Genomic DNA, 24,892 nt, shown 5'->3' on the forward strand with positions numbered 1-24,892 from the left:
CGCGTGCTGCTGCGGAGGACCGCGGGCGGTCTGCTGCGAGGGTCACTTGAGTTCACCCTTCTGCTGGGCGGCCTGCGTCTGCACGACGTTGGCACCGAGGAACCGGACGAAGACGAACGCCACGATGAAGATCACCAGGAAGGTGATGGTCGACAGGGCCGACGCGGAGTTGAAGCCCTGCCGGATCTGTTCGACGACCAGGATCGACAGGGTCGTGGTGGCGTTGCCGGAACCACCGCCACCGCCGGTGAGGATCGCGGGCAGGTCGTACATGCGGAGCGCGTCGAGCACGCGGAACAGGATCGCGACCATCAGCGCGGGCTTGATCAGGGGCAGGGTGATGAGCACGAAGCGCTGGAACGTCGACGCGCCGTCCATCTTGCCGGCCTCGTAGACCTCCTCCGGGATCAGCTGCAGGCCCGCCAGGATGAGGAGCGCCATGAACGGCGTGGTCTTCCAGGTGTCGGCGATGATGACCGCCCACCGGGACGCCCACTCGCCGCTCGTCCACAGGATCTGCTGCCCGAGGACGTGGTTGAGCACGCCGTTCGCGTCGAAGATGAAGTACCAGAGCTTCGCGGTGACGGCGGTCGGGATCGCCCACGGCACCAGGATCGCGGCACGGACGAGCGCACGGCCCTTGAAGTTGCGGTTCATGATGATGGCCATCCACACGCCGATGACCGTCTCGGCGAGCACGGTGACGACGGTGAAGAAGAACGTGTTGCCCATCGACACCCAGAACTGGGAACCGAGGCTGCCGGGCGGGCACGTGACGTTGCCGCACTGCTGGCCGAGCCAGTGCGCGTAGTTCGTGATGCCGGCGAACCCGCCCTGCACGAACAGACCGGTCGCCTTGTCGAGGCCCTGGTCGAGCTGGAACGACTGGATGACCGCGCTGACCACGGGGTACCCGATGACGATCGCGAGGAGCACGATCGTCGGGCCGATGAGGTACACGGCCCACCGGCCGTGCTCGGCGTTGAGTCCGCCCTTGCGCCGTCGGCGCTTCGGGTCCGTGCCCGTCGGGTTGGGGATGGCTGCGGGGATCTCGGTTGCTGCTGACACGTGTCGGCCTCCTTGCCGGGGGTGTCGGAACGCAAGTAGGGGGCGGACGGGAGGCCCGTGGCGGACCCGCCACGGGCCTCCCGTCCATCAAGCGGCGTGCGCCGCTAGCTGCTGGTCGCCGACTTGAGGGCGTCCTGCATGTCCTTCATGGCTTCGTCGACCGACTTCGATCCCTTGAGCGCCGCGTAGGTGTTGTCCTGGATTGCCTTCGTGACGGCCGGGTAGAACGGCGTGACCGGGCGCGGCTCCGCCGACTCGATCGACTTGAGCAGCGTCGGCAGGTAGGGCAGCTGCTTCGTCAGCTCGGGGTCGGTGTACAGGTCACCGACGACCGGCGCGAGCGAGCCCTGGGTCGCGAAGAACTTCTGCGTCTCGTCCGAGGTCAGGAACTCGAGGAAGTCGTGCGCCGTGGCCTTGTGCTTCGAGTACACGCTGATCGCGGCGTTGTGTCCGCCGAGCGTGGAGGCACCGACGCCGTCGGCACCGGGTATCGGCGCGATGCCGAAGGTGTCCTTGACCTTCGACGAGCCGTCGGTCTTGGCGAGGCTGTAGACGTACGGCCAGTTGCGCAGGAACAGGAGCTTGCCGGCTTCGAACGCGGTGCGGCCCTGCTCCTCCTGGTAGGTGATCGCCTCGGCCGGGATGTTCCCGTCCTCGAACGCGTCCACCAGGTTCTGCAGGCCGGCCTTCGCCTTGTCGGTGTCGACGTCGGGCGCACCGTCGCTGCCGAGCACCGAACCGCCGGAGCCGTTGATCGCCTCGGAGGCGTTCACCGTCAGGCCCTCGTACTTCGCGAACTGCCCCGCGTAGCAACCGATGCCGGCGTCCTTCGCGATCTTGCAGTCGTCCATCATCTCCTTCCACGTGGTGGGAGGCGTCTTGACGAGGTCCTTGCGGTAGTAGAGCAGCGCGCCGTCCGAGGTCTGCGGGGCGGCGTAGAGGGTGTCGTTGTAGGTCGCGGTCTTCACCGTCGACGGCAGGAGCTTCGAGGTGTCGATCTCCATGTCGCCGGTCAGCGGCGTCAGCCAGCTCTTCGCGGCGAACTCGGCGGTCCAGACGACGTCCACGTCGACGACGTCGTAGTTCTCGTCCTTCGCCTGGAAGTGCTGCACGAGGTCGTCGTGCTGCTGGTCGGCCTGGTCGGACTGTTCCTTGAAGGTGACCTTCTCGTCCGGGTGGGCCTTGTTCCACTTCGCGATGAGCGGGCGGACGACGTTCGAGTTGTCCTTGCCCTGCACGTAGGTGATGGGGCCGCGGCTGTCCTGGCCGCTCTTGGCGTCATCCGATCCGGCGCCGGAGCTCCCGCTCGAGCAGCCGGTGAGCACGAGGCCGATGACGGCGACCCCGGCAACGGATGCGAACCGCACCCTGGAGCGTGTTGTCTTCACAGCGTTGTCTCCTCATTGAGATCACCAGGGGGCATCGATCGGGTTCGACGACGCTGCCCTGGAGCAGGCGCCGCTGCCTGCTGGTGGAGGAAGCTACGCCCGGTCCGGCGGGAGCGCAACCGGTTGCATCGGTTCCGTGACCTGAGCGTGACCCATGAGGTTCCCGTGGCTTCCTGGGTGAGCGCTCACCCTCGTCTGGGGCACACGCACCGCACTGCGGAACCCCGCACGAACCCCGCCACTGCTGGTCCGGTCCGTTGTCCGGACGCCGCGGGCGGTCGTAGCGTCCCGAGCATGACCCTGCACTCCTCCGTCACCGTGCCCGGCCCCCGTCGGGTCGTCAGCGTCGACCTCGACGCTCCGCTGCCGCGCCTCGTCGCCGACGAGTCGGGTTCCTCCGCGCTCGTCGTCGGCTACCGCGACGGCTTCCCCGTCACCACCCTCGACGTGCTGCTCACCGCGGACCCGGCCGACGCCGCCCGCGCGATGGCGCCCCTGGTCGACGGCCTCGCACGGACCTCCGGTGCGACGGAGACCCCGATCCCCGACCTCGAGCTCCCGCTCATCTCGATCGTCGTGTCGACCATCGTCACCCGGGTCGAGGACATCCGGAAGCTGCTCGACTTCCTCGAGCACCTCGACTACCCGCGGTACGAGGTCATCCTCGTCGACAACCGCGTGAAGCTGCCCGAGGTCGACGCCCTGCCCGGGCTGCTCGAGGGCCGCGACGTCCGGCTGGTCACCGAACGCCGTCCGGGCTGCTCCGCCGGCCGCAACGCCGGGGTCGCAGCGGCGCACGGCGAGATCATCGCGTTCACGGACGACGACGTCCGGGTGGACGCACAGTGGCTCCGGTCCATCGGCACGCGCTTCGTCCGCGAGCCCGAGGTCGCCGCGGTCACCGGGATGATCCTGCCCGTCGAGCTCGAGACCCCCGCGCAGATCTGGTACGAGGCGTACTACGGCGGCTTCAGCGGCGAGCGCACCTTCCAGCCGGTGACGATCGTGCCGGACGACGTCCCCGGGGTCATGCGGCACGCGCAGGCCCGGGCCGTCCGCCCCGACGGCTCGGTGCAGAAGCACTTCGCCGTGTACGGCATCGGCGGCTACGGCGCCGGCGCGAACTGGGCGGTCCGACGGTCGGCGTTCGACGCCGTCGGCGGGTTCGACCCCGTGCTCGGTGCCGGTGTGCCCGCCCGCGGCGGCGAGGACCTGGCGATCTTCATCGACATCCTGTGGAGCGGTGGCCGGATCGGCTTCGAACCCCGTGCGGTCGTCCACCACCGGCACCGGCAGGACCTCGCCGGGCTGCACGGGCAGCTCCACTCGAACGGCGTCGGGTTCACGGCGCTGATGTGCGAGCTCATCGCGAAGGACCGCCGGCACGCGCTCGTGCTCGCGCGGCTGATGCCCCGCGCCGGCAAGATCAAGCTGAAGCAGCTGGTGTCACGGCTGGCCGGCCGGCGTGACGCCGCGGCCGAGAGCATCACCGAGGCCTCCACGACCCGGATCCCGCGCTCGCTGGCGTACCACGAGTTCCGCGGCTTCCCGGCGGGTCCGGCGGCGTACTTCCGCAGCCGTCGGTTCTGGCGCGAGGTCGAGGAGGGCCGCTTCCGCCCGTAGGCGGCGTGCAGGAGACGTCCGCACCGGACGGACGGGAGGCCCGTGGCAGCGTCGCCACGGGCCTCCCGTCCGTCCGGTGCGTGCGTGCGGTGCACGCGGTGCCTGCCGTGCGCACCGCGCACGCGGAGCGCGGTCGCCCGCGCCGCGGTCACCCGCGCCGCGACCGCCCGACGACGTACCGCCACGGGCCACCGAGCGCCGCCACGAGCTCGACGCGTTTGAGACCGGCAGTCGCCTCGCGGAACGCGTCGTCGACCGGCCACCCACCCACGGCGTCCACCGCCGCGGACACCTGGTCGGCGTCGGCACCGGTGCCCTGTCCGAGCGCGCCGAGCTGCCGCAGCGCCCCGACCGCCCGACGCAGCACGGCCAGTGCGGTGCGCGGTCGCAGCATGAGCTTCGCGACCCACGCGCCGAGGCCGGTGCCGTAGCCGAGCGCCTGCGAGCGCAGCGCCGCCCGGTCCGGCCGGTGCTTGTGCCAGACGACGGCCGTGGGCTCCACGGCGAGCGCGCCGCCGGAGAACAGCACCCGGGTGAACAGGTCGGGGTCCTCGCCGGCGCGGGCCAGGGTGCCCGGGCCGAGTGCGACGTCGAACCCACCCAGGGCGAGCGCGGCCGAGCGGCGGAGCGACATGTTGGCACCGGTGCCGAACGCGCCGACGGAGAACGGGAACAGCGGCAGGTCGGCCGGCGGCGCCGACGTGCGGAACACCCGGCGGTCGGTGTTGCGCGCCCAGGTGACGCGCTCGTCGAAGTACCGCTGCGTGGGGGTCCGGAGTTCGCCGCTGGGCACGAGGCCGGTCACGCAGACGACGTCCGCGTCGCGGGCGTACGCGTCGGCGAGCGCTGCGAGCCAGTGCCGGTCGACGACCACGTCGTCGTCGACGAAGGCGACCACGGCCCCGGACGCGAGGGCGAGTCCGGCGTTCCGTGCGCGCGAGACGCCGGGTCGGGCCTCCAGGACGTACCGCAGGCGCGGGTCCGCGAGCGACGTGACCACGTCGCGGGTCGCGGTGGTGGTGGGCGCGTTGTCGACGACCAGGACCTCGAAGTCGTCGTGCTCGGACGCGAGCACCGAGCGAACGCAGCGGCGCAGGTCGTCCGGCCGGTCGCGGGTGCCGATGACGACGGAGATGCGCCCGACCGGCGTCCCCGCGGGGGCGTCCGGGAGGCCCGTGGTGCGCAGCGCGCGCAGGGCCGGTCCCAGCTCGGCCGGGTCCACGCCGCCGTCCGCGTCGACGCTGACGTCGACGAACCCGGCGATCTCGCGTCCGTCACGGACGAGCAGGCGGGCGCGGCGGAAGCCGGTGGCACCGGCGAGTTCGACGATGGACGCGGCGAGCGCCTCCTGTCGGTCGACGGCGCCGACCCAGGCCGCGCCGGCCCAGGCGGGCACGTCCAGGGACGGCATCGCGGGCGTGAGCGTGAGCATGCGGGTGGTGGTGGCCTGCTGGTCGGTCATGGTCCGATGCTCCGGTGGGGCTGCTGCGGGGTCAACGGCGGCCGCCCGCGGTTGCGGCGACGGACGTCCGACTTGCGGTTTGCCGCCAGTGCACCCCCCCGGACGGTAGGATCGTGAGGACGACTCGGCGGCAGCACGCCGGGCACGAGGAGGACGCATGTCGATGGGCCCCACCGACGAGCTCGGCGCCGTGCTCCTCTCGGAACAGAGCGTCTTCGTGGTCGACGCCGTGACGTGCGTCTGCGGCCACGTGCAGGACGCCCACGAGCACTACCGTCCGGGCACGGACTGCGCCCTCTGCGACTGCCAGAAGTTCCGCAAGAAGCGCTGATCCGGCCCTCCGAGCACTGACCGATCGGGGGCGGTGCGGGAAACCGCCGCTTCCCCGCAGACGGGCACGGGTCGCCTTGTCGGCCCCGGAACGCCGCGGTTAGCGTCGCGTCCATGGCCATCTCCCCCGCGGTCCCCGCGTGCATCGTCCTCGCCCACGAGGACCCGGCACACGTGCGCCGACTCGTCGAGGCGCTCGACCCGTTCCCGGTGTTCCTGCACTGCGACGCGCGCACCCCCGAGACGGTGTTCCGCGCCATGACCGACGGGCTGCCGGACCGCGTCCGGCTGCTCCCCCGCATCCGGACCGGCTGGGCCCGCTGGGAGAACGTCGCCGCCGAGGTGTCCGGCTACCGGGCCGCCCTGGCCGAGACCGACGCCTCGCACGTGGCCGTGCTGACCGGCAGCGACTACCCGCTCGCGAACCCCACCGAGATCACAGCCCTGCTCGAGGCCCACCGGGAGGAGTCGTTCATCTCGGTCAACCCGCTGCCGTTCGCACCGTGGGGCCGCGACGGCGGCATCTCCCGCATCCGGTTCCGGCACTGGGCGTGGCGGAAGCACATGCTCCGGCTGCCGGTCCCCCGCCGCGTGCCGGCGAACGTCTCCTTCGCCGGGGGCTCGCAGCTCAAGGTCCTCGCCCGCCGGCACGCCGCCGCCGTCGTGGACACCGTCGACCAGCGCCCCGACCTGGTCCGGTTCTGGCAGCGCACCTGGGTCGCCGACGAGACCTTCGTGCCGTCGGTGCTCAACTCGCCGTCGCTGACGCCGGGGTTCGCCGACGAGCACGTCTCCCAGCCGCTCTGGTGGATCGGGTGGGACGGCACCGCGCGGAAGAGCCCGCCGTGGTTGACCGTCACCGACGCGGGGCAGCTGCTCGAGCGTCGGACGGACGCGGACGTCGAGGTGCAGCACCTGTTCGCGCGGAAGTTCTCGACCGACCGGAGCGGTGACCTGCTCGACGTCGTGGACGCGGCCTTCGGGCTGCGCCAGGGTGCGGGCGCGGTGTCGGGGTCGGCGACGGCGACGGCGACGGCGACGGCGACGGCGTCGGCGTCGGCGCGTCAGGACGCGGCAGCGGTGGTCGCGCCGTGAGCTTCCCCCCGCAGACCCGCCGTGAGGCCCGCGCAGCGCGCGAGGCACCCGTCCCCGTCGCCGCCGTGCCCGAGTCGCTCGACACCGGGTCGGTCGCGGTGCGGAAGGGCGCCTCCGTCCTGTTCGGCCGCGGCCTGCTGTACGTCGTCGTCTGGTCGATGCAGCTCGTCGTCTCGTCGCTGATCTCCCCGGTGCTCGCGCACCTGATGCCGCCGGCCGAGTTCGGCGTCCTCGCCTCGGCCATCGCGCTGTACCAGGCGCTCGTCGTCCTGGCAGTCCTCGGCATCGACCAGGCGTCGGTGCTGCAGCGCGCCGAGGACGGCGACGACCGCCGGGCGCGCGGCCTGCTCGCCGTCGGCATGGTCACCGCGATCGTCGTCACCGTCGCCGCGCTCACCACGATCCCGGTCTGGGCCGACGCAGCCGGCTTCGTCGGCAACCACCCGCTGCTCCTCGTCGCGGTGCTCTGGACCGGCCCGGCCGCCATCGTGCAGATCTCCCTCGCGCTGCTCGTCGCCCAGGACCGCATCCGGGTCTTCGCGGTCACGAGCCTGCTGTCCTCGATCGGCGGCTCGGTCATCGGCCTCGGGCTCCTCACCTGGGTGCAGGCCGACGCGACCACCTACGCGTGGGGCGGCGTCGTCGCCCAGGGCGTGGCGATGGTCATCGGCATCGCGGCGACCCGCCCGCGTCTCGCCGGCCTGTTCGACCGCAGGACCACCGCCCGGGCGTTCCGCCTCGGCGTGCCGATCGCCCTCGGCAACCTGTCGTACTTCGTGCTGAACGCCGGCGACCGGATCGTCGTCCAGCGGCTGCTCGGCCCGGACGAGGTGGCCCGCTACCAGATCGCCTACGTCGTCGGCTCGGCGGTCATCTTGCTCCTGACCTTCACGAACCAGGCCTGGGCGCCGCACTTCGCCGCCCTCCGCGACCCGGTCGCCCGCCGGCAGCTCGCCATGCACTCCCGCGACGAGCTGTACAAGATGCTCGGACCGGTCCTGCTCGCCGTGACCCTGGTGTCACCGGTCGCGCTGCCGATCCTCGCCCCGGCGTCGTACCGCGTGCAGGAGCTCTCCGTCGTCGTCTTCGTCGTCGCGATCACCGCGTTCCCCGTGGTCGCCAGCGGCGCGACCGGACGTCTGCTCCTGGTCGAACGCCGCGGTGTCGCAGTCGGGGTGATCGCCGCGATCGCCGGCGCCGTGAACATCGGCGCGAACCTCGTGCTCGTGCCCGTGCTCGGCATCGCCGGCGCGGGCCTCGCCACCGTCGTCGCCTACGCGATCCTGGCCGCCATGCAGTTGCTGGCCATGCCCGACCGCCGCGAGTGGCGCGGACCGGGAGCCCGGATCGTCCTGACGACCCTCGCCGCGCTCGTCGTGGCCGCCGCGTCCCTGCTCCTGCCGCAGGACGTGCTCTGGAACTGGGCCCGCATCGCCGGGGTGGTCGCCTGCCTCCCCTGGTTCCTCCGCCGACTGAAGACCGCAAGGGGTGGTGTCTCGTGAGACCGCGACAGACTGCAACCGACGGCACCCGCCGACTCCGCGTCGGCGTGCTGGTGACCGGACTCGCCATCACCGGCGGACTCGAACGCTGCGTGCTCGAGGACACCCGCGAGCTCGTCGCCGCCGGCCACCAGGTCGAGGTCTGGCACCGGAACGGCCAGTCCCCGCGCGCCGCCGAGGGCCCGCCGCCCTACGAGGCGATGGGCGTGCGCCTGGTGGAGGCCACCGACTACCGGTTCGGCATCACCACCGCGCTCCGCGACGCCTGGCGCTTCGCCCGCGAGGGACTGCGGATCCGACGATCACACCTCGACGTCCTCTGGCTGAACCGCCCCGAGTACCTGCCGTTCGGCCGCGTCGCGTCGCTCGTCTCCGGCGTCCCGCTCGCGGTGCACCTGCACCACGCGCCGAACTACCGGCGGCTCGGACCGATCGCCGGCGGCCGCACCCGCTACTTCGCCGTCTCGCACGCGATGGCGCGCGCCTGGGCAGCGTCCGGCGTGCCGACGGACCGCATCACGATCGTGCCGAACGGCGTCGACACCGACGCGTTCCCGGCCGCCACCCCGGCGTCGGTGCACGACGCCCGCGCGGCACTCGGCATCGCCGAGGACACCCCGACGGTGCTCTACTACGGTCGGCTCACCCGGTCGAAGGGCGTGCTCGCCCTCCTGGAGGCGTGGGGTCGCGTCCGCACGACCGCCGCGGCACGCGTGCCGGTCACCACTCCCCCCGTGGCTGGTCACGCGGCGCCCGCGCCGCTCCTCGTGCTGGCCGGTGCCCTCTACCCTGAGGAAGCCGACGCCGTGCACGCCGCGATCGACGCGCTCCCCGCCGGTTCCGTGCTCGTGCTCCCCGAGCGGGACGACGTCGTCCCGCTCCTGCACGCCGCCGACGTCGTGGTGGCGCCGTCCATCGAGCCCGAGGGCTTCGGCCGGGTCGTGGTCGAGGCGATGTCCACCGGCCGTCCCGTCGTCGCGGCCGCATCGGGCGGCACCGGAGAGATCCTGTCGGGTGACTGGGCGCGGTACACCGTCGACCCGGCCGACCCCGACGCACTGGCGGAGAAGCTGCTCGACACCCTCGACGACGCCGAGCGCGACCCGTCCCTCGCCGCCCGGTGCCGCGCGTGGGTGCGTGACCGCTACGGGCGCGAGCCGCACGTGCGCGCGCTGCTGCAGGCGCTGCTGGCACACGCCCGGCGCTGACCGGGCCGGGCCCGGCGTCGTCTGCGTGCACCGGGCGGCGGCGTCGGTCTGCGCCGGGCTCGGCGCCGTCAGCCGGCGGTGGGTTCTGTGGACGGCAGCGTGGCCCGGGGGCTCTCGCCGTCCGCGGGCACGTCGATCGTCATCCAGTCGACCAGCAACGACCCGGCGGCGTCCCGGGGCGGCAGGCCCTCGAGCGATCCCGTCTGCACGACCAGGTGCATGCGCTCCACGGGGATGTCCTGGGTGGTGCTCCCGACGACCTCGTCGTCGACCAGGAACGACATCCGCGACGGCGTCCACTCGATCGTGTACGTGTGCCAGTCGGCCAGCGACGCGTCGGTCTCGTGGTGGATGCACTTCTCGGCCGGGTCGACCAGGCAGTGCACGTTGAGCCAGGCGGGCGCACCGAGCGCACCCTCGGGGAAGTCGATCTCGCCGTGCGCCCAGACGTTCTCGTCGCTCCAGAGCAGCACCGCCACCCCGTAGCCGTCGACCTCGTCGCTCTTCATCCGGATGCTGTACCGGCCGGAGGTCTGTCCGCCCCATCGTCCGTCGACGAGCGGCACGACCCCGCCGGCGAGCGGGGTGCCCGCCTTCGTCGTGCGGAGGTGCATGTCGAGCATCCCGTCGTGCGCGCTCAGCGTGGACGCCTGGTACCGACCGGTCCCCGCGGTGTCCGCGAAGCCGTGGTAGACGGTGAACCGGTCGTCGTAGGCCGCCTCGAACCCGCCGGACGGGGCAGACTCGTCGAAGTCCTCGGAGAACACCCGCTTCCAGCCGTCCCCGTCGCCGGTCGGCATCGCGACCCCACTGGGTCCGGGGCCGACGGACGTCGTGCCGGTGGTCGCCGCGGCGACGGCACCGACCGCGACCACCAGGGCGGCGGCCACGATCGCGACCCGTCGTCCCCGTGTCCGGAGCGGCGTGCGGTGACGGGAGGTGCCGAGGCCGTGCGCGGGTGGGGCGCCGTGCGCGGCGGCCGACTGCTCGGCGACGGGGCGTGGGCCGTCATCGTCCGGGGTCATGGAGCTGTCCATGCGCGGACCTCCGAGAGACCGACGTTGATCGTGCTGTTCGACACCCCGGTGGTGGTGAACCGCACCCAGGTGACGTTGCGGGCGGTGAAGTCGACCGTCCGGGCGCTGCCGTCGTTCGGGAGCTCGCCCACGGCGACCTGGCTGCCGTCCGAGAACGTGAGCGTGCCGCTCGTGATCTGGTCGTCGCTGTTCGGACGGTCGTGCAGGACGATGCGCTGGAGCGCGACCGGGGTGGCCCAGTCGAGCTGGATCCAGATGCCGGTCCGTCCCCAGGGCACGGCCCACTCGGCGGTGTGGTCGACCGGGTGGCCGGACACCACGCCGTCGACGGCCTTCGCGACGGTCTGGCCGTCGGCCGGGTTGTCGGCGATCGCCGTCGGGGTGGCCGAGCCGGTGACGTCCCGCAGGCCCGGAGTGGGGGTCGGGGTGGGAGTCGGCGTCGGCGTCGGCGTGGGGGTCGGCGTCGGCGTCGTACCGCCGCTGCTCGCCGGGGAGAATGCCCGGATCTCGGCGAGTCCCACGTTCTGCGTCCCGCCACTGACCGAGGTCACCGTGAACCGCACCCACCTCACACTGCGCGCCGCGAACGTGATCCGCTGCACCGCACCACCGTTGTGCAACGCCGGCACCGTCACACTCGAACCGTCCGAGAACGTCAACGTCCCACCCAGCACCTGGTCCACCGCGTTCGGCCGATCAGCGAGGTCGACCGCGTCCAACGCCGTCGCCCCCGCCCACCCGAGCTGGATCCAGGTCCCCGCACGACCGGAGGGCGCGACCCACTCCGCCGTCGGCGCGTCCGGGTACCCGCTCACCACACCGTCGACCGCCTTCACGGCCGTCTGGCCATCAGCGGGGTTCTCCGCACTCGCCGTCACCGACGCCGAACCCGTCACGTCCGTCCGGGTCGGGGTCGGCGGTGGCGTCGTCGTGTCGGCCGGGGCCAGCGCGCGGATCTCGGCGAGTCCGACGTTCTGCGTCCCGCCACTGACCGACGTCACCGTGAACCGCACCCACGTGACACTGCGCGCCGCGAACGTGATCCGCTGCACCGCACCACCGTTGTTCAAAGCCGGCACCGTCACACTCGAACCGTCCGAGAACGTCAACGTCCCACCCAGCACCTGGTCCACCGCGTTCGGCCGATCAGCGAGGTCGACCGCGTCCAACACCGTCGCCCCCGCCCACCCGAGCTGGATCCACGTCCCCGCACGACCAGACGGCGCAACCCACTCCGCCGTCGGCGCGTCCGGGTACCCGCTCACCACACCGTCGACCGCCTTCACGGCCGTCTGACCATCAGCCGGGTTCTCCGCACTCGCCGTCACCGACGCCGAACCCGTCACGTCCTTGTGTGCGGGGGTCGGGTCCGTGGGGTCGGTGGGGTCCGTCGGCGCGGGCGAGCCAGCGGTGTACTGCCGGCTGAGCCACGAGGTCTCGGGTCGAGCCGAGCAGGCTTCGTACGAGGCGCAGGTCTCACTGTCGTGCGCGGCGTAGGTGAAGAACGCGTCGGCCTTCGCCTGGGTCTCGGCCGTCGTCAGGTTCGCCGGACGGTCGGCGATCGGGTACCCCATGTACCCGGTGAAGCCGTGCGCGCCGGTGTACTGCTGCTGCACCTGGTCGGTCAGGTACGCGACCGTGTGGTGGTCGCTGTGGTCACCGTCGCCGTACTCGCCCTCGTGGTCGAGGGTGTGGATGTCCGTCGGTGCGAAGTCCTGCACGATCCCCTGCAGCGTCGCCCGGAGCTGCGCGAGCGTGTACGTGGCGGCGTGCGGGGCATCGGCGACGGTGTGCAGCGTGTCCATGTCGCCCGTGTACAGGCGCTGGAGGCTCTCGTAGCCGTTCGCCCAGAAGCCGTTGCCCTCGACGTTGCCGTCCGGCAGGTCCATGAAGACCAGGCTGATCCGCGGGTCAGCGGTCAGGGTCTCCGTGAGCAGGGTCCGTCCGGCGACCGTCGTGGAGCCGGTCGTCGACGCCGGGTCGACGCCGGCCATGCTCGCGTAGGCGGCCATCAGTCCCACCTGGCGTTCCTGCCAGTACCAGTCGGGCTTGCCGGCGTCACCGGCGGTGACGATCACCGAGCGGACGCAGCGCCCCGCGTCGATGTCCTTCCGCAGGTCCGTGCCCTGGAAGAGCAGGTCGTCGTCGGGGTGGGCGACGACGTTGAGCACCCGCCCGGCGCTGCAGTCGGCCGCCGCGGCCACGGCGGGCTGGACCACGAGGTTCGGCGCGACCAGCACGGCGAGCACCGTGGCGAGCACGCCCGCGACGGACGCGACGGTGGCCCGTCGCGTCCGTCGCGGTCTGTCGGAGGTCGGTTCAGTCGGTTGCATGGCGCAGGCCCTCCGTCGTCAGCTCGTACATCGCGGTCGTCCCCGACGACCAGACCCGCTTCCAGTAGGGCGAGGACGCCATGGCGGCGGCGAGCTCCTGGTAGTCGGCGTCGCTCTGGTAGCCGTACCGCTCGTCGTAGGCGCCGAAGGGCTCCGCGACCAGGGCGTAGTAGCCGGTGGCCGACCAGTTCACGACGAGTTCCCGCGTCACGTTCGACAGGTCCGCCTCGGCGTCGTAGCCGCCGGTCGCGTCCGGGTACGGGCCGAGGGCTTCGCGGGACAGGTAGCCCACGTCGAAGTACCGTGCTCCGGTGTTGCTCGGGACGGCGTTGGCCGACCCGGTGAGCAGCATCACGGAGCCCGCGGGTGCCGTGCGGTCGTAGTACTGCGTCGCCGCGGACTGGCTCCGGGTCATGACGCGGTTCCAGTCGAGCGAGGTCTGTCCGAACGCACCGATCGCGACGAGCGCCGCCACCGCTGCTCCGGCGACCGCGAACCGCACCGCGGACGGACGCATCCCCCGCTGCAGGACCGCCCCGACCGGGGCGAACCGACCGGCGGGCATCGGGAGCGCCGCCGCCAGGATCGCGATCCACGGCGTCGCGAAGAGCACGACGCGGAAGACGCCCTCCTGGCCGTAGTTCGTGGCGACGAGCAGCGAGATCGGGCTCGCGGCGGTGGCGAGGAGTGCCCAGTGCGTCCGGTCACGCCGCATCAGGACGGTCACCACGGCGATGAGTCCGAGCACCACGAGCGCGGCTGCCGGGATGTCGAACGCCAGACGCGTGACGAGCGGCTTCGGCAGGACCGTCATGTCGTGCGCGGGCGGCTGCACGTTGTCGAGCACGCGTCCGACCGCCGCGAGCGACAGGAACCGCCCGAGGATGTCGCCGTTCAGCGCGGCGAAGACCACCGCCGGCACGAGCACGACGACGGGGAGCCACCAGGGGCGGAGCATCCGGAACACGATGAGCGTGACGAGTGCGGCGACCGTCAGGTACGGCGAGATCTGGTGGGTCACGGCGAGCACGATGCCGATGAGGGTGATCGCGACGATCCGCGAGAGCCCCACGCGCCGTGCCCGCGGCTTGGCGGCGACGGAGCCGTCGGCGGTGGTGACGGCGGCATCGCGCAGCGGTCCGGTGGCGAGCACGAGGATCACGATCGACATCAGGATGCCGGTCGACTGCGGCGAGAAGTACGTGGTGTTGAGCGAACCGGTCATCGCGGTCAGCAGCGCTGCGATCCACGGTCGACGGGCGCCGGGCAACCAGTGCGCAGCCAGGACCCCGACCGCGATGGTCGTGCTGAAGGCGAGCAGGACCGGCACCCACGCGGCGATGAGGATCGTGTTGACGATGCCCCCGACGTCGGCCACCCAGGCCGCGCCGGCGAACAGGCCGGACCAGGTCTGGAAGATGTCGGCCGACGGGTTGGTCCCACCGAACTGGCGGATGTACTCGACGACACCGATGTGCCGCGCGGCGGCGGTCACGGTGGGCACGCCGTACGTGATCGCCTGGGCGAGCTGCACGACACCGCCGAGCACGACGACGGGCACGGCGAGCGCGCGGCCGCGGACCAGGGCGATCACCGCCGCGGCGACGACGAGCACGAGGCCGACGACCAGGCCGGGGCCGAGCGAGCCGAACAGGCCTGCGGGCACCGGGTCGCCCATGTGGGTGAGCGCGGCGACGACCACGACGACGAGCCCGCCGAGCGAGAGCGCCGTCACGGTGGCGGTCGTGCTCCACCGGGGCCGGGCGGTCTCGCGGCGCACGAGGCCGGCGCGACGGAGCTCCGCCACGTCACGGGGTACCGAGACGGCGAGCGCCGCCGCGGTGAGCACGACGACACCGACGAAGGGGACCGTCGGCGCCCAGATGTGGAAGGTCGCCATGGTGTAGCCGATGCCGATCGTGCCGACGAGCGCCCCGGTGACGGCGAGGACGGCGAACCGTGCGAGGGACATCGGACGGACGAGCAGCATCGGGGCGACCCCGAGCAGCGCGAACAGGAAGACCGCGACGGCGCTCGCCCGCAGCGTGGGCAGCTCGACGACGCTGCCGACGGCGGCCAGCACGAGCGTCAGCACGACGATCGCGGCGGCGCCGAGTCGGGCCACCGGGCCCATCGCGCCACCCGGGATCGGTCGTGCCGGACCCGCGGTGTCGAGGCCGCGCTGCAGCTCGTGGCGACCGTGCGCCGTCCGGTCGATCGTCCCCGCGCCGCCCATGCGTTCGCGGAGCGCCAGGACCGGTGCGGTGAGCACGGAGCGCCGCTCGACGCGACGCAACCGACGCTTCGTCGCCGCGAACTCCGCGTCGACGGCGTCGATGCTGTCCGCGTCACGCGCGGCGCCCGTCCCGTGGCCGTTCGCCGGAGCAGCGTCGGCAGCGTCGGCAGCGTCGGCAGCGTCGGCACCCTGCTCGAGGCCGAGGCGTGCGAAGGCGCTGATGGCCTCCGGCGCCGCGTCCACCGAAGCGGTCAGCGTGTCGCGGTCGAGTGCGTTCTTGGTCATCCAGGCTCCGAGTCCGTGGCCGTGCGCGGCAGCGGCGGCGCGGAGCGACGCGACGTCGTCCGCCGATCGCTGCCACGCGATCGCGGCCGGTTCGACGGCGATCGCGGATCCGGCGAACAGCAGTCGTGTGAAGAGGTCGAGGTCGTCGCCACCGCCGACGCGGGTGCCGGGACCGAAGGCGGTGTCGAACCCGCCGATCCGGAGCGCGGTCGCGCGGTGCACGGCGAGGTTCGCGCCGGTGCCGTAGGCCGAGGCGGCGAAGGGGTGCAGCGGGAGGTCGTCGACCGGGTCGTCGAGCCGGAAGACCCGCCGGCGGACGGTCCGCCCACCGGGGGTGCGGTCGTCGCGCCAGCGCTGCGCCGGCGTCCGGAGCTCGGCACTCGGCACGAGCCCGGTGACGCAGGCCACGTCGGGGTCGGTCGCGAAGGCACGGGCGATGGCGGCGATCCAGTCGCCGTCCACGACGGCGCCCTCGTCCACGAACGCGACGACGTCGCCGGTCGCGACGAGCAGGCCGGCGTTCCGCGCGGCGGCGAGGCCGCCCTCGGGCGCCGGGATGGTGGTGACGCGACGTCCGCTGATGTCGACCGTCGCCACGCCGCCGTCGTCGGCGCCGTGCGAGACGACGACGACGTCGAAGTCGGGGTGACCGTTCGCGAGCACCGACCGCATGGTCGTGCCGGCGGCGCCGTCCGTGCAGAGCACCACGGTGACGGACGGCAGCACCAGACCTGCTGCCGGCCGACGCTCGGGTGCCGGCATGGGCCGGATCGCGCGCTGGAGCGCACGGACGTCGATGGTGCCGCCGATGCGGCGGCGTTCGGTGATCTCGGCCTCGACGAAGCCGAGGGGCTCGCCGTGGTCGCGGACGAGCAGGCGGGCACGCCCGTACCCGCCGGATCCCTGCAGGGCGATGACGTCCCGGTGGCTCGACGCGTGCACGTCGGCACGATCGACCTCGCCGACCCAGAGCGCGCCGTCCCAGGTGGGGACGAGCGGCCCGGTCACGACCGGCGAGAGGACCATCGCCAGGGTCGCGCGGGTCACGGTGTACCCACCGGCTGCGGGAGCGGTGCGGGTGCGGGCGGGGTCCGCACGACGACGGTGCCGAGGACCCGGCCGACGGCGTAGCCCGCGACCGTCGAGACGACGGAGAGCGCGATGGCGTACGCCCGCAGGCCTCCGCCACGACCGACGTGGCGCAGTTCGCGCAGCACGGCGCCCGGGATCACCCGGGTCAGGTAGGTCGACTCGCTGGCGAGCGAGTCGCCGGTGCCGACCCGACGGCTCAGCACGGCCTTCGAGATGCCCTCGTAGTAGCTGCGGCGGCGCAGGTAGCGCATCGTCACGCGGTCCGGCGAGACCCGGTGCGAGACGTTCGAGCGCGGTTCGTGCCGGATCCGCGCGCCGGGACGGGCCTGGGCGATGCGGATGCAGAGTTCGGTCTCCTCGCAGCCGAGCGGCTGGTTGCCGACGCGGCCGATGCCGGAGCGGAAGCCGCCGGCGAGCAGGATCGCGTCGCGGCGGAACGCCATGCTCGACCCGATGACGTTGCGGACGTCGCCCGGGGTCTCGGGCAGCCCGCGGTACGAGCACCCGACGATCCAGAGCAGTTCGTCGGCGTACGGGCCGGGGCCGGTCGCGGTCGGCCAGGACGGCGTGGCACGACCGCCGACACCGACGACGTCGGGGTCCTCGAGCGCGGTGAGCATGTGCCCGAGCCAGTCGGGGTCCGCGGTGGCGTCGTCGTCCAGGAACGCGACGACGTCGGCGTCGGTCAGGGCGACACCGGTGTTCCGGGCCCCGGAGAGTCCGCGGTCCTCGGTGTTCGGGACGACCCGGAGTTCCGGCCAGCGCGCGGCGGCGCGGGCCAGGAGCTCGGGCTCGTGGTCGATGACGACCACGACCTCGGGGGCCTCGGGCTGGCGCTTGGCCGACTCGACGCTGTCCTGCAGGTCACCCCAGCGCTGCTGGGTGTAGGCGCAGATGACGACCGCGACGGTCGTCACGCGACGTCCTCCTCGAGGGCGACGACGGACGCGACGACGGCTGCCCCGGCAACGGACGCCCCGGCGACGGCGGACGCGGCGACGGGGGTCGCGACGGACGCAGCGACCGGCGCCGCAGCGACGGGAGCAGCAGCAACCGGCGCAGCAGCCGGCGCGGCGAGCTGCTCGGCCGGCGGCACGACGCTCATCGCCGCGCGACGGACCTCGGCACGGCCGATCGCGGCACGACGACGCTCGTGCATGATCGACTTCAGCACGCGGATGCCGTCGGTCACGGCGTTGAGGTTGCTCGAACCGTGCACGCGGAGCTTCTCGTGGCTCGGCACCTCGGTGATCGCGAGCTCGGCGGCCGACCAGCGGCAGGTCAGGACGGTCTCGATCTCGAACCCGTCGCCCCACAGCATCGAACCGTCGGCCGGCTTCGGCAGCTCGGACGACAGCAGACCGATCTCCGGCAGGACGTCCGCCCAGAAGGCGTTGTAGCCGTAGCAGAGGTCGCTGTAGCGGGTGCCGAGGATGATGTTGCAGAGCATGTTCAGGCCGCGGTTGCCCATGTTCCGGACGATCGTGATGTCGTCGCTGCCACCGCCGAGCGAGTACCGGGTGCCCTTCGCGACGTCGGCGCCGTCGACGAGTGCCTGCACGAACCGCGGGATCTCGTCGGGGTCCGCGGAGCAGTCGGCGTCGAACATGACGACGATGTCGCCGGTGACGGCCTCGAAGCCGCAGGCCAGGGCGTTGCCCTTGCCCTTGCGGGTCTGGTGCACGACGCGGATGTCGGGCATCACGCGCTGGGCGGCGGCGATGGTGTCGTCGACGGAGTTGCCGTCGACCAGGATCACCTCGTACACGGGCGGGAGCTTCGGGAGGATGATCTCGAGGTTGCGGGCCTCGTTCCGTGCCGGGATGACGACGGAGACCCTCGGGTCTGCAGGGCGAACGGTACGTGCGGGCATGGCGCGGTCCTGTCGGGTCAGGGTTGCTGTCGGGTGGTGGCTCGTCGAGACGAGCGGCGCGTCCTCGGATGACGCATCGACGACGGTGACCGTCGTCGGTCGAGCAGCGGGACGCGGGTACGACGCCGCCTGCTTGCCGCGGGTGAGTGGGTACTCTCCTCCGCGGTTCCAACCATCGCCGTGGCCAGCGGGAGGGTCAATGCGCGGTGCGGTCCCTTGCGGACACCCGGGTGCGGATACGGAAACCCGCAACGGTCGTGCAGGTTGGCGGTCCGGCGCGGCGGCCGGCGGGTGGCGGACGCAGGACGAGCGGACGGGAGGCGCGGTGCCAGCCGGCACCGCGCCTCCCGTCCGCTCGTGGGCCGGTCTCAGACCTGCGGCACGTCCGCCGTCTCGAAGGCGGCCCGCAGCGCGACCGCGAGCTCGGCGACGTGCGGTTCCCGCAGCAGCGACGTGTGCTCGCTCGCGATCCGCACCATCTCGGTGGGCCCGCGCAGCAGGGCGGACCACCCGGCGGCGTCGGGGTTGGCGTCGGCGAGGACGTAGGTGGCGCGCCCGTGGAACGGCGTCGGGTGGTGGCGCCTGGTGACGATCTCGGCCTGGTCGAAGAAGGCGTCGAAGTCCTTCTGCCCACCGTGCCGCAGCACGCCGGCGGTGTACGCCCGGAGCCGCTTGGCGAACAGCGCCCCGTACGGCACACCCGCGGGCAGGACCCGCCTGACGGCGCGGTCGAGCCCCCGCTGCACGGCGCGGACGGCGGAGTTCGGCTGGTCGCGCGGCTCCATCCGGCCGAAGTGCAGGCGGGCCTGTTCGGACTTCGTGCGGGGCAGGTAGGTGTCGAGCAGGACGACGTGCTCCACCTGCTCGCCGCTCTCGGTCAGGAGCCGGGCGATCTCGAGCGCGACGAGTCCGCCGAGCGAGTGCCCGACGAGCAGGTACGGGCCGCGGGGCTGCACGATGCGCATCAGGGCGAGGTAGCGGCGGGCGCTCCGCTCGATGTTCCAGTCCGGCATCCCACGGCGCTCGAGGGCGTGCTGCTGGAACGCGTACAGGTCGTGCGCGGGCAGGTGCCGCGAGAGCGGCAGGAACGTCAGCGCCAGGGCACCGCCACCGGCGAAGCAGAACACCGGCGGACGGCCGGACTCGCGCGCGCCGGACACCTTGACGACGTCGGGGTGGCTCGGCAGCGCCGTCGTGCCGCTCCGCACCCGACGGGCGAACGCCCGGAGCGTGGGGTGCTGCAGGACGTCCGACGAGCGCAGGTCGATGCCGAGACGGGTCTGCACGAGCGCGAGCATCTCCTCCGCCGACAACGAGTCGCCGCCGAGGGCCGAGAAGTCCTCGTCCAGGTGCACGCCCCGCAGGCCGAGCACCTCGGCCCAGATCTGCCCCACGACGAGCTCCCACTGGTCGTACTCGCCCTCGACCATCTCGGTCTCGACGCTCGGCGCCCCGGGGAGTTCGGCCCGGTCGACCTTGCCCCGCTCGTTCCGCGGCAGCTCGGTCATCGGCACGATCGACGCCGGCACCATGTACTCGGGCAGCCGCTCACGGAGCGCCCGTCGGAGCGCACCCGGGGCCGGGGTGCGGTGCCCCGGGCGACCGACCACGTAGGCGACGAGCCGGGTGACGGAACCGGGGTCGACCTGTGCCGTCACGACCGCGTCGTGCACCTCGGGGACCGCGCGGAGCGCCGCCTCGACCTCACTCGGCTCGACCAGGTAGCCACGGACCTTCACGGCGTCGTCAGATCGGCCGAGCAGCACGAGCCGCCCGTCGGGGTCGACGCGTGCCAGGTCGCCCTGCCGCCAGCTCGGGGTCCCGACGGGGATGCCGGCGGCGGCCTCGGCCTCGCCGGTGCGTCCGGCCCGTTCGGCGGTCTTCTCCGGCGCACCCCAGTAGCCCGCGGTCAGGGCATCGGAGACCACGACGAGCTCGCCGGTCTCCCCCGGGTCGGCAGGGCTGCCGTCCTCGCGGAGCACGAGGACCGTCTTGCCGGGCAACGGCCACCCGGCGGGCACGACGCCCTCGGGCACCGGCTCCCCCGGGGCCACCGGGCAGTACGCGACGCACGCGGTCTCGCTCGAGCCGAAGGCGTTCAGGAGCAGCGTGTCCGGGTCCAGGTGGGGTCGGGCCGCGGCGAGGTCGGCGCCGGTGACGGACTCGCCCGTGGTCATCAGGAAACGCAGCCCGCCGAGCACCGGCGCGGTCCCGGCGGCGGTCCCGTGCGACCCGGGGGCGTTCTGCGACCCGATGATCGACCGCAGCAGGTGCGGGGTGCAGACGAGCACGTTCACGTCGTCCTCCCGGAACCGCCCGAGCAGCCGCTCGACACCGAGCTCACGCGGCTCGAGCAGCACGATGGTGCCGCCGCAGAGCAACGTGTCGAACGAGAACAGGAGCCCGGCGGCGAACGACAGCGGCAGGACGACACCGAGCCGGTCACCCGGGCCGAGGCCGAGCGCGACCGCGTCCTGCTCGGCGTCGGCGATCTGCTGCCGGTGCGTCAGGACGACGCCCTTCGGCATGCCGGTCGAGCCGGAGGTGAAGACGATGGCGAAGGGGTCCCGCCCGCCGGGGCGCACGCCGACGGTGTCCGCCGACGGGGCCGCGCCCGGTTCGCCCGCGTCCAGCAGTTCGCCGAGTGCGTGCACCCGGCCGTCCCGTTCCGCGACCACGTCGGCGGCCAGCGCTGCACGCTCGGTGTCGGCGACGATCTCGTCGACGCCAGCGAGCCGGGCCACGTGTGCCAGCCGTGCTGCGGGCAGGTGGTCGTCGAGCACCACCACGGTCCGTCCGGCACGCACCAGCGCGAGGATGCCGATCACGGCCTCGGTCGACTGCCCCGCCATCAGCCCGACCGGCTTCGACGCCCCGCCCGGGGTGTCGCCGACACCGGCGCCGCTGCGGTCGTCGGGTCGGAGCGTCACGGCCAGGGCTGCGGCCAGCGCGCGCGAGGCCCGGTCCGCTTCGGCGTAGGTGTAGGGACGGCCGTCCCCCGCGAGCGCGGCGGCGTCGCCCCGGAGCGCCACCACGCGGGCCCAGCGGTCCAGTACGGAGTGGTCGGCCGCCGCGGGCACGGCTGCGGGGTGGTTCCAGGGATCGACGGTCGTCAGCGGGTCGACGGAGGTCACGATGACACCTCGGGTGCTCAGCAGCGGACCGCCACGACTCCCGCGACGGTCCTCCGACCGTAGGTCCGCGTTCCCCCGGCCCGCGAGCAGGCTCCGGCCCAGTGCGGGGAACCGCAACCGGCCTGGAGGCGCGGCCTGCGCCCGCCACGGACGGTACGACTCCGGAACGACCGGTCCACCGCCGTGGGCGCCGTCCGCACGGCGGCTCGCCCGGCTCGGGGATCGTGCGGTTCCGCGCAACCTCCGGATCAGCCGTGGCGCGACCGTGGATGCGCCGTGCATCGCCGATGAGGACGCTCGGAACGAGAAGGTCCCGGCAACGAGAACAGCCCCCGGGATGTCCCGGGGGCTGTTCATCGAGTGCTGGGGTACCTGGACTCGAACCAAGAACGACGGTACCAGAAACCGCTGTGTTGCCAATTACACCATACCCCAAAAGGCCTGTCGACCTTCTGGCCCGGTCACCCGGGGCACGATCAACTACTGTACAGCATCCCGGAGGTCCGCAAGACCACCCACCAGGTCTCGGTGCACGGCGGCGGCGGTCGCGGCTCCGTGTCCGGCGGCGACGATGAGCTGCTCCGGCCCGGGAGGCGTGACGTCTCCCACGGCGTAGAGCCCGGGGACGGACGTCCGGCCCACCCGGTCGACCACGAGGAGTCCCTGCGTGTCGCGCTGGAGCCCCTCGAGCGCTCCGGGCGTGTCGCCGTTCGCGGCCGTGTTCCCGCTCGTTGCGCTCGGACTCGTGGTGGCGCCGGTGCCCAGCCAGTCGAGGTCGGCGTGCCACACCGGTCGGACGAACCCACCGGTCCGTGGCTCGACGTGGCCGTCGGCGAGTCGGACGCCGGTCATCCCGGTGCGATCGCCCTCGAGGTCCTCGACGACCCGCTCGTCCACGACGACCCCCGCGGCCGACAGTCGAGCGCGGCCGGCGTCGTCGAGCGGTGCCACCCCGTTCGTGTAGACGATCAGGTCGTCGGTCCATGCGGCGATGAGCAGCGCCCGGTCGACCACGTCGTCGGTCTCGCAGATGAAGGCGAGCGGCTGCCCGGCCTTGTCGTACGCATCACACTCGACACAGCTGTGCACCGCGGTGCCGTAGAACGCGCGGAGCATCGGCAGCGCCGGGAACTCCTCACGCAACCCCGTCGCCACGACGACCGTCCGGGCGCGGGCCTCGAGCTCGGTGCCGCGCCACGAGCCGTGCACCCGCCAGGTGTCCGTGTCGGGGTCCGGGGCCACCAGGTCGACGACGGACTGGACGACCGTCGCTTCCGGGTACCCCTCGACCTCGGTCCGCCCGAGCTTGCGGAGTTCGAGCGGCGAGATGCCGTCCCGCGTCAGGAACCCGTGCGACCGCAGCGTCGCGGCGTTCCGGGGTCGGTTCGCGTCGACGAGCAGCACGGTGCGCTTCGCCCGGACCAGGTTGAGCGCAGCGCTCAGCCCGGCCGGCCCGGCGCCGATGACCGCGACGTCGTGCACCAGCTGGGCGGCGTGCTCCGTGCTGCTCACGGTCGGTCAGCGCGCCGCGAGGGCGCGGAGCCGGGTCAGGGTGGACTCCTTGCCCAGGATCTCCATCGACTCGAACAGCGGCGGGCTGATCCGGCGTCCGGACACTGCCACGCGCAGCGGGCCGAAGGCGACGCGGGGCTTCAGGCCGAGCTCGTCGATGAGGGCCGCACGGAGCGCACCCTCGATGGCCTCGGTGGTCCAGTCCTGGGCGCCCTCGAGCGCGGCGGTACTCGCGGTCAGGACCGTCGCCGTGTCGCCCTTGAGCGAGGCCAGGGCGTCGTCCTCGACCACGAGGTCGGCGTCGGACGTGAACAGGAAGCCGAGCATCGCCGGCGCCTCGCCGAGCAGCTGCATGCGCTCCTGCACGAGCGGAGCCGCCTTGGTCAGGACCTCGAGCTGCTCCGGGGTCGCCGGGTCGCTGATGAACTCCGACAGGTACGGCAGCAGACGCGACCGGAAGTCCTCGGGAGCGAGCAGACGGATGTGGTCCCCGTTGATCGCCTCGGCCTTCTTGTGGTCGAAGCGGGCCGGGTTCGGGTTCACGTCGGTGACGTCGAACGCCGCGACCATCTCGTCGATCGAGAACACGTCGCGGTCGGGCCCGATCGACCAGCCGAGGAGCGCCAGGTAGTTGACGAGCCCCTCCGGGATCATGCCGGCGGCGCGGTGGTGGAACAGGTTCGACTCGGGGTCACGCTTCGAGAGCTTCTTGTTGCCCTCCCCCATCACGTACGGCAGGTGTCCGAACACGGGGATGGAGGGCGCGAGGCCGATCTCGTACAGCGCCTCGTACAGAGCGATCTGGCGCGGGGTCGACGACAGCAGGTCCTCGCCCCGGAGCACGTGCGTGATGCCCATCAGGGCGTCGTCGACCGGGTTCGTGAACGTGTACAGCGGCTTGCCGTTCGGGCGGACCACCACGAAGTCGGGGAACGTGCCCTGCTTGAAGGTGATCTCCCCGCGCACCAGGTCGTCGAAGCTCAGGTCACGGTCGGGGACACGCAGGCGGAGCGCCGGCTCGCGGCCCTCGTCGCGGAACGCCTGGCGCTCGGCATCGGTCAGGTCGCGCTCGTGGTTGTCGTAGCCCTGCTTGGGGTCACGACCGGCCGCCCTGTTGCGGGCTTCCATCTCGTCCGGCGTGACGAAGGACTCGTAGATGTGACCCGACTCCTTGAGCTTCGCGATCACGTCGTCGTAGATCGCGGTGCGCTCGGACTGTCGGTACGGTCCGTGCTCGCCGCCGGCGTCCACGCCCTCGTCCCAGTCGAGCCGCAGCCAGCGGAGCGCGTCGAGGATCTGCGCGTACGACTCCTCACTGTCGCGGGCGGCGTCGGTGTCCTCGATACGGAACACGAGCTTGCCGCCGGTGTGGCGGGCGTAGGCCCAGTTGAAGAGGGCGGTGCGGATGAGCCCCACGTGCGGGGTCCCCGTCGGGCTCGGGCAGAAGCGGACGCGGATGTCGGAGCCGGAGGCAGTGGTGAATGGCGCAGTCATGACCCGACAACCCTACCGCGGCGTCTGTCCCTCCCACCTGCCCTGTGGAGGGGCTGCAGAACGCAGAAAACCCCTGACCACGAATGGTCAGGGGTTCCCTGGTTCTTCTACGTTAAGTCCGGCGGCGTCCTACTCTCCCACAAGGTCCCCCTTGCAGTACCATCGGCGCTGAGAGGCTTAGCTTCCGGGTTCGGAATGTGACCGGGCGTTTCCCTCTCGC

16 protein-coding genes, 1 tRNA gene and 1 rRNA gene are annotated in these 24,892 nt (G+C 72.6%); 5 read left to right on the forward strand and 13 right to left on the reverse strand.

The window, feature by feature from the left end:
- Nucleotides 1-42 precede the first annotated feature (42 nt).
- Both DEJ04_RS11155 and DEJ04_RS11160 read right to left on the reverse strand, forming a co-directional pair.
- Nucleotides 43-1,068, reverse strand: a complete 1,026-nt coding sequence (locus DEJ04_RS11155) for a carbohydrate ABC transporter permease (protein WP_111047107.1) — start codon at nucleotides 1,066-1,068, stop codon at nucleotides 43-45.
- Between the two features lie 104 nt (nucleotides 1,069-1,172).
- Complete coding sequence (locus DEJ04_RS11160; RefSeq protein WP_111047108.1) at nucleotides 1,173-2,456, reverse strand: ABC transporter substrate-binding protein; 1,284 nt, start codon at nucleotides 2,454-2,456, stop codon at nucleotides 1,173-1,175.
- 294 nt (nucleotides 2,457-2,750) lie between these two features.
- Between DEJ04_RS11160 and DEJ04_RS11165 the strand changes: the two genes are divergently transcribed.
- Nucleotides 2,751-4,079, forward strand: a complete 1,329-nt coding sequence (locus tag DEJ04_RS11165; RefSeq protein ID WP_071405684.1) for a glycosyltransferase — start codon at nucleotides 2,751-2,753, stop codon at nucleotides 4,077-4,079.
- Nucleotides 4,080-4,227: 148 nt separating this feature from the next.
- Here the strand turns inward: DEJ04_RS11165 and DEJ04_RS11170 are convergent, their stop codons facing one another.
- The gene (locus DEJ04_RS11170) at nucleotides 4,228-5,541 is read right to left on the reverse strand and encodes a glycosyltransferase family 2 protein (protein ID WP_181437794.1); all 1,314 of its coding nucleotides are present in this window, start codon (nucleotides 5,539-5,541) and stop codon (nucleotides 4,228-4,230) included.
- Between the two features lie 157 nt (nucleotides 5,542-5,698).
- Between DEJ04_RS11170 and DEJ04_RS18430 the strand changes: the two genes are divergently transcribed.
- From DEJ04_RS18430 to DEJ04_RS11185, 4 genes are all read left to right on the forward strand, one after another.
- Nucleotides 5,699-5,872, forward strand: a complete 174-nt coding sequence (locus DEJ04_RS18430; protein ID WP_181437795.1) for a hypothetical protein — start codon at nucleotides 5,699-5,701, stop codon at nucleotides 5,870-5,872.
- 113 nt (nucleotides 5,873-5,985) lie between these two features.
- A complete protein-coding gene (locus DEJ04_RS11175; protein ID WP_111047110.1) occupies nucleotides 5,986-6,966 on the forward strand; it encodes a beta-1,6-N-acetylglucosaminyltransferase in 981 nt (326 codons plus the stop codon).
- Nucleotides 6,963-8,468 carry a lipopolysaccharide biosynthesis protein gene (locus DEJ04_RS11180; RefSeq protein WP_111047111.1) on the forward strand — a complete coding sequence of 502 codons (1,506 nt, stop codon included), beginning with the start codon at nucleotides 6,963-6,965 and terminating at the stop codon, nucleotides 8,466-8,468. Before DEJ04_RS11175 ends, DEJ04_RS11180 begins: the two co-directional genes overlap by 4 nt.
- Nucleotides 8,465-9,676 (forward strand): glycosyltransferase family 4 protein, encoded by a 1,212-nt coding sequence (locus DEJ04_RS11185; RefSeq protein WP_181437796.1) that lies wholly within the window; start codon nucleotides 8,465-8,467, stop codon nucleotides 9,674-9,676. Before DEJ04_RS11180 ends, DEJ04_RS11185 begins: the two co-directional genes overlap by 4 nt.
- Before the next feature lie 68 nt (nucleotides 9,677-9,744).
- Here DEJ04_RS11185 and DEJ04_RS11190 read toward each other — a convergent pair whose 3' ends face one another.
- The 10 genes from DEJ04_RS11190 to rrf form a co-directional block, all read right to left on the reverse strand.
- Nucleotides 9,745-10,713 (reverse strand): glycoside hydrolase family 16 protein, encoded by a 969-nt coding sequence (locus DEJ04_RS11190; RefSeq protein WP_146248700.1) that lies wholly within the window; start codon nucleotides 10,711-10,713, stop codon nucleotides 9,745-9,747.
- Nucleotides 10,698-13,046 carry a PIG-L family deacetylase gene (locus DEJ04_RS11195; RefSeq protein ID WP_111047114.1) on the reverse strand — a complete coding sequence of 783 codons (2,349 nt, stop codon included), beginning with the start codon at nucleotides 13,044-13,046 and terminating at the stop codon, nucleotides 10,698-10,700. Before DEJ04_RS11195 ends, DEJ04_RS11190 begins: the two co-directional genes overlap by 16 nt.
- The gene (locus tag DEJ04_RS11200) at nucleotides 13,033-16,614 is read right to left on the reverse strand and encodes a glycosyltransferase (protein WP_111047115.1); all 3,582 of its coding nucleotides are present in this window, start codon (nucleotides 16,612-16,614) and stop codon (nucleotides 13,033-13,035) included. Before DEJ04_RS11200 ends, DEJ04_RS11195 begins: the two co-directional genes overlap by 14 nt.
- On the reverse strand, nucleotides 16,611-17,576 hold the full coding sequence (locus DEJ04_RS11205) for a glycosyltransferase family 2 protein (protein WP_071405691.1): 966 nt from the start codon (nucleotides 17,574-17,576) through the stop codon (nucleotides 16,611-16,613). The genes DEJ04_RS11200 and DEJ04_RS11205 overlap by 4 nt, the downstream gene beginning before the upstream one ends.
- Entirely contained in the window at nucleotides 17,573-18,532 is a 960-nt protein-coding gene (locus DEJ04_RS11210) for a glycosyltransferase family 2 protein (RefSeq protein ID WP_111047116.1), read from the reverse strand. Before DEJ04_RS11210 ends, DEJ04_RS11205 begins: the two co-directional genes overlap by 4 nt.
- 368 nt (nucleotides 18,533-18,900) lie before the next feature.
- Nucleotides 18,901-21,666 (reverse strand): non-ribosomal peptide synthetase, encoded by a 2,766-nt coding sequence (locus tag DEJ04_RS11215; protein WP_181437797.1) that lies wholly within the window; start codon nucleotides 21,664-21,666, stop codon nucleotides 18,901-18,903.
- A 363-nt stretch (nucleotides 21,667-22,029) separates the two neighbouring features.
- Nucleotides 22,030-22,101: transfer RNA gene (locus DEJ04_RS11220), tRNA-Gln, on the reverse strand.
- A gap of 45 nt (nucleotides 22,102-22,146) precedes the next feature.
- A complete protein-coding gene (locus DEJ04_RS11225) occupies nucleotides 22,147-23,178 on the reverse strand; it encodes an NAD(P)/FAD-dependent oxidoreductase (RefSeq protein ID WP_111047118.1) in 1,032 nt (343 codons plus the stop codon).
- A 6-nt stretch (nucleotides 23,179-23,184) separates the two neighbouring features.
- Entirely contained in the window at nucleotides 23,185-24,672 is a 1,488-nt protein-coding gene (gene gltX / locus DEJ04_RS11230) for a glutamate--tRNA ligase (protein ID WP_111047119.1), read from the reverse strand.
- A gap of 116 nt (nucleotides 24,673-24,788) precedes the next feature.
- Nucleotides 24,789-24,892 (reverse strand): 5S ribosomal RNA (gene rrf, locus DEJ04_RS11235); the annotation flags it as partial.

Origin of the sequence: Curtobacterium sp. MCLR17_044, from assembly GCF_003234435.1 — a bacterium.
Taxonomy (GTDB): domain Bacteria; phylum Actinomycetota; class Actinomycetes; order Actinomycetales; family Microbacteriaceae; genus Curtobacterium; species Curtobacterium flaccumfaciens.